General features: G+C 55.2%; 6 protein-coding genes and 1 pseudogene. 3 read left to right on the forward strand and 4 right to left on the reverse strand.

Annotation, left to right across the window (positions count from 1 at the left end; translation table 11 throughout):
• Nucleotides 1-12: 12 nt before the first annotated feature.
• A complete protein-coding gene (locus ACS18Q_RS09240) occupies nt 13-4,626 on the reverse strand; it encodes an amino acid adenylation domain-containing protein (RefSeq protein ID WP_441256978.1) in 4,614 nt (1,537 codons plus the stop codon).
• Between the two features lie 343 nt (nt 4,627-4,969).
• Here ACS18Q_RS09240 and ACS18Q_RS09245 point away from each other — a divergent pair, with 343 nt between their 5' ends.
• Nucleotides 4,970-6,040, forward strand: coding sequence for a 3-deoxy-7-phosphoheptulonate synthase (locus ACS18Q_RS09245; protein ID WP_055466109.1), 1,071 nt, complete (start codon nt 4,970-4,972; stop codon nt 6,038-6,040).
• 84 nt (nt 6,041-6,124) lie between these two features.
• On the opposite strand, the gene ACS18Q_RS09250 is transcribed toward ACS18Q_RS09245, so the two are convergent.
• Nucleotides 6,125-6,910 carry a 2,3-dihydro-2,3-dihydroxybenzoate dehydrogenase gene (locus ACS18Q_RS09250; RefSeq protein WP_441256979.1) on the reverse strand — a complete coding sequence of 262 codons (786 nt, stop codon included), beginning with the start codon at nt 6,908-6,910 and terminating at the stop codon, nt 6,125-6,127.
• 280 nt (nt 6,911-7,190) lie between these two features.
• Here ACS18Q_RS09250 and ACS18Q_RS09255 point away from each other — a divergent pair, with 280 nt between their 5' ends.
• Nucleotides 7,191-8,375 carry an isochorismate synthase gene (locus ACS18Q_RS09255; RefSeq protein WP_441256980.1) on the forward strand — a complete coding sequence of 395 codons (1,185 nt, stop codon included), beginning with the start codon at nt 7,191-7,193 and terminating at the stop codon, nt 8,373-8,375.
• 89 nt (nt 8,376-8,464) lie between these two features.
• Nucleotides 8,465-10,003: pseudogene (locus ACS18Q_RS09260) on the forward strand ((2,3-dihydroxybenzoyl)adenylate synthase); the annotation flags it as partial.
• 196 nt (nt 10,004-10,199) lie between these two features.
• Here ACS18Q_RS09260 and ACS18Q_RS09265 read toward each other — a convergent pair.
• The gene (locus tag ACS18Q_RS09265; RefSeq protein WP_441256981.1) at nt 10,200-11,087 is read right to left on the reverse strand and encodes an isochorismatase family protein; all 888 of its coding nucleotides are present in this window, start codon (nt 11,085-11,087) and stop codon (nt 10,200-10,202) included.
• A 361-nt stretch (nt 11,088-11,448) separates the two neighbouring features.
• Nucleotides 11,449-12,639, reverse strand: a complete 1,191-nt coding sequence (locus ACS18Q_RS09270) for a sugar transporter (RefSeq protein ID WP_014204788.1) — start codon at nt 12,637-12,639, stop codon at nt 11,449-11,451.
• Between the last annotated feature and the right edge of the window lie 249 nt (nt 12,640-12,888).

Below are 12,888 nucleotides of genomic sequence, written 5' to 3' on the forward strand. Positions count from 1 at the left end.
CCGAACAGCACGTCAACTCAGTTCGAGCAGTTTCGACACCTGGCCGGCGTTCTTGCAGCTCAGGAGCTGGCGAGGCTGCACCGATTTGCCAAAGGTTAGACTGAGTTTCTCCGCCACGGCTTTCACGTGGGATGGCATTAAGCCAGCCTGAATGAACTCAGCATGCTCCGTCAATGACGCAGCGCGCTCCCCTAACACCTGCTGATAGACATCAACGATGGATTGCCAAGGCGCCGTTTTTTCTGGCGTCAGCGAAGGGGTTTGCGGCTCGCGGGAAGACCCGAATGGTGCCGCTACGCTAGCTGCCACAGTGCGCGGTGATTCAGTCGCTACCGTGAGCATGGCCAAGAGCGCGCGTTTGTCTTTCTTCCCATTGGCAGTGAGCGGAAAGCGCTCCAATGGCACAAAACGCTGCGGCAGGTGCGATGCAGGCAGCCGCTGCCCCACAATATCACGCCACTGCGCCGCATTTTTCACAGCGCCGTCGACCGGGACATAAAACAGCGCCAAACCAACATCGCCAGTGATCGGGTCGTTAAAATCGATCATGGCTAAATCTTGCACGTTCGCGACATTCATCAGCACTTTCTCCACATCAGGCAGCGAGATGCGTACGCCGCGCACTTTGACGTAACCGTTAATGCGCCCAGCGAAGATGAGTCGCCCATCATCGCGATAGTAGCCCAGATCACCGGTTTTAAACGCGCGTACACGCTCACCGTGTGGCGTCTCGATGGTCATGAAATCGGTTTGAACCACTTCGCCATCCACCAAATACCCTAGCGACAGGTTCACGCCCGCCGTGACGATGCGCCCCACCACACCTTGCGGGCAATGTTGGTGCAGCTCATTCACCACGTAATATTGCGTGCCCGGCAGCGGCGCGCCGTAAGGAATCACCGCGCCATCCTCGGGTTCAAGCTCATGCCAGATGCTCCAGATGGTGGTTTCTGTCGGCCCGCCGAGCGAGAACAAGCGCGCGTCGGGCAGACGTTCGCGCAGCGTCTGAATGGTCTGCGGTTTGATGTAATCGCCGCCCTGCGCGATCAAGCGCAGCGATTGCCCTTGCGAGGTCGACTGGCAGGCCAGCAGCATCTCCAAAATGGCGGGCACGGAACACCACAGCGTGACGCCGTGCCGTTCGACCAAGGTGTTCCAGTGCAGCGCATCTTTTTCGGCTTCAGGTTCCGGAATAACCAAGGCTGCACCCGCACACAACGACCCCAGCAGATCAAACACCGACATGTCGTGATGCAGTGGCGTCACCGAGAGCATGACGTCACGCTCATTCACCTGCCACGCCGCTAGCGTGTGATGCAGCACGTTGGCGGTCGCGCGGTTGTTGAGCACCACACACTTGGGCTGCCCCGTCGTACCAGAGGTATAGAGGTAATAGGCAGGCGCTTCACTGTGACTGCGCGCGCGCAGCACCTCTTGGCTTGGCAAGCGCGCCGCTTTCAGCGCTGGCTGCAGCAACTCACGCATCGCGACACAATGCGGGTGTTCAGCATTTTCCACATCGTCGCTGGTCACGATCACCAGCGCCGGTTGGCAGTGCGACAGCAGATACGCTTTACGCTCTGGCGGGCTGGCGGCATCAATCGGTACCCAAATGACGCCCGACAGCGCGCAGCTCAGTGTTGCGATGACATGTGCTGCGCTGCGAGGCAGACAAATCGCCACCACATCGCCAGCTTTCACGCCGCGCGCCTGCAGATGCGCCACCATGTTCGTGACTTGCTCTCCCAGTTGCTGATAGCTCCAGCGCTGCTCACCACAGAAAAGCGCAGTGCGCTGACTCGGCGTGTCCCACAGGCGCTCCGCCAGCGTGGCCAAAAACGGCGCCGTCCTGTCATCCGTGTCAACGGTGTTGCGGTGGTCGACGGCGTTGCGATGCGAGTTACGGTGCGAATTACGATGATAGTGGCTTAAATCCAGCGCTTCGCGGCTCACCCATTGCAAAATCTGGCGTTCGATCATGCTCTGCGCCGCTCGCTTGCAACTGCTCAGCCACGCAGCCACCTGCGCCTGACTCAGCGCTTGTGTGACGTAATCGGCGCTGATGACCAGATTTTTATCTGCGTCGTAAGCGAGGCGAATATCGAGCGCAATCTGCGGTGTTTGGGTCAGCCCATCATGCTGCTGCAACGTATTGTCGGCTCGGAGCGTTTCCCATCCCAATCCATTGGTGATCACCACGGGCAGTGGCATGGTGCGCGCCGGTAACTGGCTCATCAATTGACGGTTGAGTTCAATGCCCGAAAATGCCAGATGCGCCATGCCTTCGGCCACATCGCGCTGCACACGCCGCGCTTGCGTAGCGAAGTCCGCTTCATCCAGCGCGTAGGTCAGCGCAATAAAGCTGGAGCGATTGGTCAACTCTCCGGCCTGCGGGGGCGGCGCAACCGGCAAACCGATGCACAAAGGCGTGCCCGGACACCAGTTCGCCAGCGTGTGCATGACCAGCGTTGTCAGCACGCTATTTGGAAACAGCCGTTCACTTGCCGCTAGTTTCAACAGTGCGCGCGTTTCGTCGCAGCTCAGCGTGATGCTTTCTCGCGTGTAACGCGGTTGGTAGAGGGTATCAAGCGGCGCTTGCCACGGCAGCGCCATCGGTTCGGTCACACTGGCCAGCTTCTCGCGCCAGTAGGTTTGCGCCATTTCGCGCGCGTTGGTTTCTTGCTTCGGAGTGATGTTTTGTTGAGAAAGAGGCTTCGCTGGCACCTCGCTCGTGGCACCCAATGCAGGCGGCGCGGCGACCGGCTTGGGGTGATTTTCCAGCAAGCGAGCCAATAGATAAGCGATGGAATGGCCATCGGAAATCAGCGCATCAAAACTGGTGAGTACGATATGGTGAAAAGCGTCAGCGGCCAGCGTGTCCGCTTCGGCTTCAGGTAGCGACACTAACCAGACTTTCCACGGTGAGCGCGATAAATCGTGCCGACTGTGCGAGGCCTGCTCGATCAGTGCCTCCGCTTGGCTTAATGCCTGCGGCCGACTCCGATCACGCAGGTCGCAATGCTGCCAGTTGACGATTCGCTCATCGCTCACCCATTGCGTGAGCGTGGTGTCGTCGATGTGAGTGCGCAGTACGGGCAGTGTATCCACCAATTCCACCAAACGCGCGTGCAACTGATCAGCGTCGACGGTCCCGCGATAGATACGAAAATCCTGCATCGCCACCCCACCCAAAGGTAAGTGCTCACTGCGCCCAACCAGATACGCCTGTTGCAATCCGTTCAGTGGCGTTTGGTGAGTGCGCTGCGCGCTGCTGGACGCACTTGTCGTCTCCACACTTGTCCCATCAATACTTGTCACTTCAATACTTGGCACTTCAACGATGCCGGGTTGCAACACACGCTCAGGATGCTCAGCCAACTCACTCAATAGCGCCACATAACGGGTGAACAGCGATTGATAGAATTCGCGCGGCACACTGTCCGTGCGCACATCCCAGTTGATCAGAACGCCGCGCTTGTAAGGCACAATCTGCGCGTCCAGCAGCACATGGGCGCCCTGAGAACAGGCCCATACCATGTCGCCGAGCGTGTCGTGTACCCGCTGAGCATAGAGATCGCCGCCGATGTCCCAGCCCGAGGTGAACACCACTGGCGAAGTTTGCAGGGCGCCCTGCTGACGCGACAGATCACGCATGACATTGACGCCGCTGTAATGACGATGCTCCAAGCACGTCATCAACTGATGTTGGGTTTGCTCAAACAGCGTTAAAAGTGGCACGTTCAGCGCACTATGGGCGCTAAATAGCGTCAAATTAGCAAAATCTCCCACCGTATTGTCAAAGCCTTGCGGGCGATAAAACATCGGCACGTTAATACGAAACGCTGGCTGCTTGAGGGCATCGGCCAACAGCACATTGAACGCGCCGAGCGACACAGCGCTCAGGCTGAGGTGATGTTGGGCGGCCAGCGCTTCGAGTTGCGCGCGCTGCTGAGCCGTCAGCTCAAACGCCAAGCGCTCAGTATGCACCGCAGCCGTATCTGAATGAACTGGCTCACGCTCGGGTAACTTGGGGGCGGGCGCAATTGTACTTTGCAGAGCCTGCCAGTAACGGCGATCGCGCGCCACTAAGGCCTGCTGTGCAGCCGTCGCCATTTGACGTTGAAACGCAATAAATGGCGCGCTACGAGCGTCACTCAGTTCACCATGATAAGCCGCGACCAGCGCGTCTATCATCAGGCGAAAACTTTGCGCATCGGCGGCGATCATGTCGACATCCACATGCAAACGAAAGCGATCGTCAGATAACCGAGTCAAAACAAACTCTGCGCCTTGCCCTTGATTGAGTGCCAGCTTTTGATGGGTTTTCTGCTCGCGCATGACGCGAAGTTTTTCATCGCAATCGGCAGCGTCGAGCGCGCGCCAATCCAGCACCTGCAATGCGTGGAATTCATTGAGTTCACCGACAGACCATTGACCGTCCTCGCTGACCGTAACGCGCAGCATTTCATGGCGAACAAAGAGCGTGTGAACCGCCGCAGCCAGTCGCGTTTCATCGATCCCCCGCCCCTCAAATTCGACATACAAATGGGCCGCATCGCCAGCCCTTGGTGTGGTGGATTGCCTGCCGACCCAATAGGCCGCCTGTAACGTTGTCATCTCGTGCATGATGCTTTCAACACGCCTCTTGTTGTGTTTGGGTTCGTCGTGATTCACCATTATTGTTACAATTAAACACACGTAATGACAATAATTATCATTTACATTAACCGCACAAAACATCTCACCATAGCGACAAAGGGCATTAAAATCATGGCGTTAAAATTTAGTCGCTTGATTCACTTTCCCCTGTTTTCTCGCCTCAACATCACACTTCTGCGTGAATCGCCGCTTGACAACAAAACCAAGCGTTGTTGATAATCGCCAAACTCAAAATTGATAATAATTATCATTTTCACAATATAATAACGACCATTCCGCCCATATTTACTGCCCGTCTTGAGGGGGACGAATGCATATGCTCAACAACGTCATGCGCTCAACCACTGTCGGCCAACTGCCGTTTGTCGAAACACTGCTTGGCTCAATTCCCACCAACGCCACTCAGCAAGCGCTGATTCACCAACGCCGCCAAGCGATCGCCGCCATTCTGGAAGGCCAAGATCCACGCCTGCTGGTGATTGTCGGCCCATGCTCAATTCACGATCCACAGCAAGGGCTTGAATACGCGCGCAAACTCGCGGCTGTGCAAGCCGATTACGCCGACCAACTGCTGATTGTGATGCGCACCTATTTTGAAAAGCCGCGTACGCGCACTGGCTGGAAAGGCTTGATTGTTGATCCCGACCTCGATGGCGCGCACAACATGGCGAAAGGGCTGAGTGTGGCCCGCACGTTTTTACGCGACGTGACCGACTTAGGACTGGCGACGGCGACCGAATTTCTCGACACCACCGTTTATCCGTACATCAGCGATCTGATTTGCTGGGGCGCAATTGGCGCGCGAACCACCGAGTCACAAATTCACCGCCAGATGGCTTCCGCACTGCCCTGCCCGATCGGGTTTAAAAACGGCACCGATGGCAACGTGTCCATCGCGATTGATGCTATTCATGCCGCGCAGGCCGAGCACGTGATGAGCGTCGCGGGCACTCAAGGCGCGCCAGCCTTGGTGATGACACACGGTAACCCGCACGGACATGTGATTTTGCGCGGCGGCAAAGTACCCAACTATCACAGCGATGATGTGGTGTCGGTGTCGAAACAACTGGAAGAAAGCGGCCTCAATCCGCGCTTGATCATTGATTGCAGCCACGGCAACAGCCTGAAAAAAGCGCACAATCAACTCGGCGTGGCGCAAGATATCGCGCAGCAGTTGCTGGCGGGCGAAACCTGCATTGCTGGCGTGATGTGCGAAAGTTTTCTCAAGCAGGGCAATCAGAGCTTGGCGAACGGGGACTTGGAACCGGGGCTGTCGATTACCGACGAATGCCTGAGTTGGGACAACACGGTACAACTGTTAGATACGCTGGCAGAAGCAATGAATGGCGTGCTCTCGCAGCGCTATTCCACCGTTGCCTGATTGGGCCGTTTCACGCACAACAAAAACCCCGCGAATGCGGGGTTTTCTTATCTGTACGGGATTTTCTTATGGGTGTGAAAGGCCTCAGTTGTCGAGCGTCGCGCCGCCATCGACGCGCAAATCGTGCATGGTGATGTGATTGGCCGCATCCGAGAGCAGAAACAGAATGGTTTTGGCAATGTCTGCCGGCTCTGCGATTTTCTGCAGCGGGATCCCGAGGCGATAACTGCCCGCATCTCCAGCGATGGCATTGGCTTCGCCATAATGTTCATTCCACAATTGCATTTGCATTTCAGTGCGCGTGGAGCCCGGGCTAACAATGTTGCACCGCACACCAAATGGCGCCAGCTCAATCCCCATGCATTTCACCAGCATGTGCAGCGCCGATTTCGACGCCCCATACGCGCCCATATTCGGACGCGGCGTGTTGGCCGCGTTCGAGCCGATGACCACCATCGCGCCGCGTTTGGCCGCTTTCATCGACGGGCTGAGTGCCTGCATCACACTCAGAATGCCAAAGGTGTTGACCATAAATGTCTCCTGCACCTGAGCAAACGGCATGTCATTGAGAGCGCCCAAATGCAAAATCCCCGCGCAACTGACCAAATGATCGATCGGTCCGTGTTGCTGCTGCAGCGCCCCAATGACGGCCGCTGTTTTGTCCGTTTGGGTGACATCCAATTCGGCACATTGCAACTTCTCCCCATACTGGGCACGCAACGCCTCGGTGTGACTTAACAGGGTTTCGATGCGCACATCGGTGGCCACCACGCGCGCGTTTTGCGCCAGCAAATGTTCGACAACACAGAAACCAATCCCTCTCGCCGCGCCCGTGACCAAAACCGTTTGCTCATTTAATGACAAATCCATCGTTATAACCCTTTATTTAGTATGAATATAACCAGCAATTACTGACTGAACTGTGAATTATTCACAGCGTAAATCGTGATCTTGAATCAATAATGATATTTATTATCAAATAGTAATGATAAACGTTATCATTAAAAGTGGTATAAATGTATCGATTGCCCAATGAAATGGCAAATGATCTCGACCTCGGTGGTGGGGCGCTGTGCATGACGCGGCCGACCGCTGAGTCGCCTCAGAAAGTCATAAATAGTCACGTCAGAAAGTAAAAGAGGGATTCAAAATGCAACGTGAAGTGATTGGCTATACAAAAATGGAGAACGAACTGCTGAGCGATCAGCTAGACCGTGCGCCGTTTTTCTTCGCTTCTCCTAATAATACGATGCTGGGTATCGGCATCGAGCAAGAAATCCACCAGCCCATGCCCTTTGCTCAGTTGGCAGAGCGGGCGCAAACCATGCTGCAAGCCGCGAAACAACACGAATCGGATAATCCGGTGCTGTTTGGCATCGTGCCATTTCGTGAAGAAAACCCGACCCGATTTGTGATTCCGCAGCAGCTGTTTGTCTCCAGCAGCACACGCGGCTCCGCCAACGCGGCGGCCAACCAAGCGGCGCAGGCCAAGGTCATTTCCTCCCCGTCCGGCCAGCATTACCGCCAAGGCGTGAGCGATTTGCTCAATCTGTTCGCCACCACCGACCTCGCCAAAGCGGTGCTATCGCGTGCGGTGGAAGTGGAAACCGACACCGACATTCACCTGCCGGGCCTGCTGCGTAACTTGCTTGCGATCAACGCCAAAGGCTACACCTTTGCCGCCGACACCCTGCCGGGTGTGAAGCTAATGGGCGCAAGCCCGGAGCTACTGGTGGCGAAAAAAGGCAGCTACGTGGTGTCGAACCCGTTGGCAGGCTCACGTCCGCGCTCAGCCAGTGAGGCACAAAACGACGATTCGCGCCTGTCGCTGCTCAACACACAAAAAGATTTGCACGAACACGGCTTGGTGGTGGAAGAAGTGGAACGCGTGCTGAGCCAGTACTGCCACAACCTGTATGCGCCGATGATTCCATCGGTGATCGAAACCCAAACCATGCTGCATCTATCGACGCTGCTTGAGGGCCAAGCGAACGACGCCAACCTCAATGTGCTGAAGATTGCGGCCGATTTACACCCGACGCCAGCGGTGTGCGGCTATCCGCGCGCCAATGCTTATGAAGCGATTCGTAACATTGAACAGTTTGATCGCGGCTATTTCACCGGCATGGTGGGCTGGTGCGATTCGCGAGGAAACGGCGAATGGGTGGTCACCATCCGCTGCGCCGAAGTGCAAAAACGCCAAATGAAGGTATACGCCGGTGCGGGCATCGTCCACGAATCTGTCCCGCAAAGTGAACTGGATGAAACCGGCGCCAAGATGGGCACCATTTTATCCGCCGCTGGCATTCAACTGAACGAACTCCTCACCGCCTAGGACGCCCCATGAACGCACAACGAGAATTAGATTACACCCCTTGGCCGCAGGAACTGGCCGACCACTACCGCGCGCTGGGATACTGGCAAGAGAAAACGCTGTTGGATTACCTGCTGGAAACCGAAGCCAAGTTTTCGCAGCGTGAGGCCATTGTGTGCGGCCAACGCGCGATCAGCTATCGCGAACTGGTCGACAGCGCGGCGCAACTGGCGGCGGGATTTCGTCAGCTCGGTTTGCAGCGCGGCGACAACGTCGTGTTGCAAATGACCAACATTGCCGAGTTTTATCAGTGCTTCTTCGCCCTACTACAAATTGGCGTGCGCCCGGTGCTTGCACTACCCGCCCATCGCCAAATGGAAATCAGCTACTTCTGTCAGCACGCCGATGCCAAAGCGTATCTGATTGATGGCGAGGCGAGCAGTTTCAATTATCAAGCATTGGCAAGCGACATCGTGGCGCAGTGCCCGACCATTGAACATGTGATTGTTCGCGGCCAAGTCACGGTGGACGACCGCCGGTTCGTGGCGCTCGATGACTGCTTGCAACCTGCGCTACAAGAACAAGATGCCGATGCCAGTGAGGTCGCGTTTTTCCAGCTGTCGGGCGGCACCACAGGCACACCGAAACTGATTCCGCGCACGCACAATGATTACGCCTACAGTGTCACCGGCAGTGTAGAGATTTGTCATTTCGACCACATGACGCGCTTTTTGTGCGCGCTGCCAGTCGCGCATAACTTTCCACTCAGCTCTCCGGGCGCGTTGGGCGTGTTCTGGGCGGGTGGCTGCGTGATTCCCACCCAAGATCCAACGCCACAACATGCGTTTGAGATGATTGAGCGTCACCGTGTTACAGTCTCTGCGCTAGTGCCACCACTGGCACTGCTGTGGATGGATTACGCCGAGAAAGCCACGCACGACATTTCCAGCTTGGAACTGCTGCTGGTTGGCGGCGCTAAGTTTAGCGAAACGGCGGCGCGTGAGCTGCCAAGTCGACTACACTGTCGCCTGCAACAAGTGTTTGGCATGGCTGAAGGGTTGGTGAACTACACTCGGTTTGACGACAGCGATGAGGTGATTGCAAGCACCCAAGGCCGCCCGATTTCACCGCACGATCAAGTGCGCGTGGTCGATGAGGACGGGAACGATGTCGCCGTCGGCGAAGAGGGATTTCTGCTCACGCAAGGGCCGTACACCATTCGCGGCTATTATCGCGCGCCAGCGCACAACGAACGTTCGTTTACCCCAGACGGCTTTTATCGCACTGGCGATCTGGTCAAACGCACCGCAGCAGGCAACATCATTGTGACCGGGCGCGACAAGGATCAGATTAACCGCGGCGGTGAAAAAATCGCGGCAGAAGAGATTGAAAACTATCTGCTGCGCCACGAGGCGGTGCACGACGCGGCGCTGGTGGCGGTGCCGGATGATTATTTGGGCGAGCGCAGCTGCGCGGTGATCGTCAAGCGCGAAGGGTATCAGGTGAAAGGATTGGCGCTGAAACGCTTTCTGCGTGACTTAGGCTTGGCGGATTTTAAACTGCCGGATCAAATCCAATTCATCGATGTGTTGCCAAAAACCTCCGTCGGCAAAGTCGACAAAAAAGGACTGCGCGCGCTGTATAGCTAAGCCGTCAACGCAGGACAATCAACGCAGGCAAAAAGCTCGGTTAACCCGGGCTTTTTCATGCCTCTTCTTTCTCTCTATGCCACTATATCAGCAGCATTGGCTGCGTCTGCTCCGCCCTTATCTATTTCGCCGATAAAAAAGGGCTTTGCCAGTGGTAAACTCGCAAAGCCCATCAGCCGTTTTGGCTGCCATGACATTACGCCATCGCAGGTTCCGCCGCCGTTTGCGTGGTCGGTTCGCCGATGAGCGCCCACCACTCGTGCAACGTCACTTTCTCAATCAGTTGCGCGAACGTCACATTCACACCGTACGGACGCCACTTCTCCAGCAGCACCATGGCACGAATTGAATCTAAACCAAGAAACAGTAAGTTCTCGTTCACATCGACTTCATCAAGATCCAGCGACAGCGCTTCAGCCACATCGACACACATTTGATCCAGCGTCAGGGATGGCTTGCGAGTAAGCGCTTGCTCTACCGCGTGCACGGTTTGCACACTTGCAGCGCGACCGGCCAGATAGTTAAGAGTATGAATGTGATCTTGCTGGCTAAAATCGGCAATCGCATCGCCAATCACAAACGGTTTGATATCCAGCATGAACGCTTCGAGTGCGGTCGATAAAATGCCGATGTGGCCGTACACGCCGCAAATGATCAGTTGATCTCGGCCCTGCGCCTGCATATCGTCCAGCAGCGAGGTTTTCTTAAATGCGCTGTAGCGCCACTTCACGTATTCCACATCGCCGGCCTCTGGTGCTAACGTGTCCAGAATCGCGGTTTCTTCTTGCAGCCCCGGCCCCCAGAAATCGGTCAGCAACGCGCGCTCGGCCGGATCTTGATTGGCCGGTTGTGCGGTATACACCACGGGAATCCCCGCCTGTTTGGCCGCCGCTTTCAAACGTTGAATGTTGCGGATGATGTCGCTCATCGGCGACTGAGTGATCTCAAAGAAGTTAACGAAATATTCCTGCATATCGTGAACCAGCAACACCGCCTTGGCGGGATCAATCTGCCACTGCGTTTTGTTGAGCGGGTAGTGTTCGCTGGCAGGCAGTGTGTAACCTGCAATTCTTGGGATTGCCATTAATCCGAATCCTTAATGCTTGTGGACCTCGCCCCTTCAAACAGGCCGCGCGCTTCGCGGTCATTCAAATTGGACAGATCTCTTTTTTTAGACGCTGACGTTGTTAGCACGCCCGCCTTGTTGCCTTAAAGCATTCTTCGAACGCCTCAAAACTTCAGCCACAACAAGGCGGTGCGTTAAGCTGTGTGCATACTAACAATCGAACTCATTCATGTAAACGATATTCATTCTCATTATTGTTTGGCGTGAGTTCAAAGTGGCAATTTTGGAATCAGCATGGCGTTTTGGCGTTCACCCTGTTGCAATCACACGCAGGCATAAAAAAAGCAGCCACGGGGGCTGCTTTTTCGGATTTGAACGATTAGCGAATCGACGGGAATTTTTTCAACAGCACCAACATCAGCACCAGCGCCACCAGCGCAAAGCCGGAACCGACGTAACCAATGGCGTCGAGCGAGCTAAAGTGAATCACTTTCGCACCAATCAAGGCGCCAGCCCCGATACCTAAGTTGATGATCCCCGAAAACATCGACATGATCATGTCTGCCGCATTGGCATCAATATTGAGCACTTTCACCTGCATCGCCAAACAGACGATCATCAACGCGGTGCCCCACAGAAGCAGGAGCGTACTGATGCCCCACGGATTCGTCGCCGAAAACAGCAACGCCACCATACACAACATGACCACCGCGGTGTTGCACACCAAGAGTTTGCTGTTGGCCCGTTCGCCCCAGTAACCAAAAATCACACTGCCCAAAATCCCTGCGCCGCCAAAGAGCAACAGCAAGAAGGTGGTGAAGTTTTCGCTCACCTGCCCCACCACTTTCACAAATGGTTCAATGTAGCTGTAGGCCGTGTAATGGGCAGTAAATAGCAGGAAGATGAACAGGTACAAGCCAAGCAGCGTCGGTTTGCGCAGCAGCTCTGGCAGTTTTTTCATCGAACCAGAGAACAAACTTGGCAAGGTTGGCAACAAACGGAACAGCGCAAACATAATCAACAGCGCGGTGACCCCGATGACACCAAACGTCACGCGCCAGCCTAACCATTGACCGATAATCCGACCGAGCGGCACGCCCAAGACCATCGCCAGCGAGGTACCGGTTGCCAGCACACTCAGCGCCAACGTTTTCTTGCCCGGCGGGGCCACGCGAATGGCGATTGACGCGGTGATCGACCAGAACACCGCATGCGCAAACGCGATGCCAATCCGACTCGCCACCAGCATTTCAAAGTTCCAAGCAATCACCGAGAACCCGTGGCTGATGATGAACAAGGTAAACACGCTCAGCAGCAGCGTCTTGCGCTCCATTTTGCTGGTCAGCATCATCATCGGCAGGGACATCGAGGCTACGATCCACGCGTAGATGGTCAGCATCCAGCCCGCGGAGGCGAGTGGTACATCGAAATCTTGCGCGATGTCCGTTAACAAGCCAACCGGCACAAATTCTGTGGTGTTAAAAATAAACGCACTAAACCCCAGTGCAAAAACACGTAAATATTGATTGTGGCGCGAATTATCATTCGGTGCCGAAGCGGTTTGAGTCATATGCAAACAGAAATGTTCAACGAAAAGGACAAAGAGTGATCATTGTCTCGCTTTTCTTACATAAAGGAAAGAATTTATACAACTTATTTTATATCTATTCATTTTCTTCACATTGACCCGGCTGATATGAATTTTTCGCGAAAGAAACCGCTGTCAAATAGTTGTCAATTCTCGCCAAAACGTAAATATTCATTTGAATGCATTAGCAATTTGGATAACTATTTTAACACGCTCAATCACATCTAAAAT

Origin of the sequence: Vibrio sp. Vf1514 (genome assembly GCF_052076135.1) — a bacterium.
GTDB classification, from domain to species: domain Bacteria; phylum Pseudomonadota; class Gammaproteobacteria; order Enterobacterales; family Vibrionaceae; genus Vibrio; species Vibrio furnissii.

Excerpts from the sequence above, each read along its gene's own strand:
- ACS18Q_RS09240 (WP_441256978.1), bottom strand. The coding sequence starts at position 4,626 with ATGCACGAGATGACAACGTTACAGGCGGCCTATTGGGTCGGCAGGCAA.
- ACS18Q_RS09245 (WP_055466109.1), top strand. The coding sequence starts at position 4,970 with ATGCATATGCTCAACAACGTCATGCGCTCAACCACTGTCGGCCAACTG.
- ACS18Q_RS09250 (WP_441256979.1), bottom strand. The coding sequence starts at position 6,910 with ATGGATTTGTCATTAAATGAGCAAACGGTTTTGGTCACGGGCGCGGCG.
- ACS18Q_RS09255 (WP_441256980.1), top strand. The coding sequence starts at position 7,191 with ATGCAACGTGAAGTGATTGGCTATACAAAAATGGAGAACGAACTGCTG.
- ACS18Q_RS09265 (WP_441256981.1), bottom strand. The coding sequence starts at position 11,087 with ATGGCAATCCCAAGAATTGCAGGTTACACACTGCCTGCCAGCGAACAC.
- ACS18Q_RS09270 (WP_014204788.1), bottom strand. The coding sequence starts at position 12,639 with ATGACTCAAACCGCTTCGGCACCGAATGATAATTCGCGCCACAATCAA.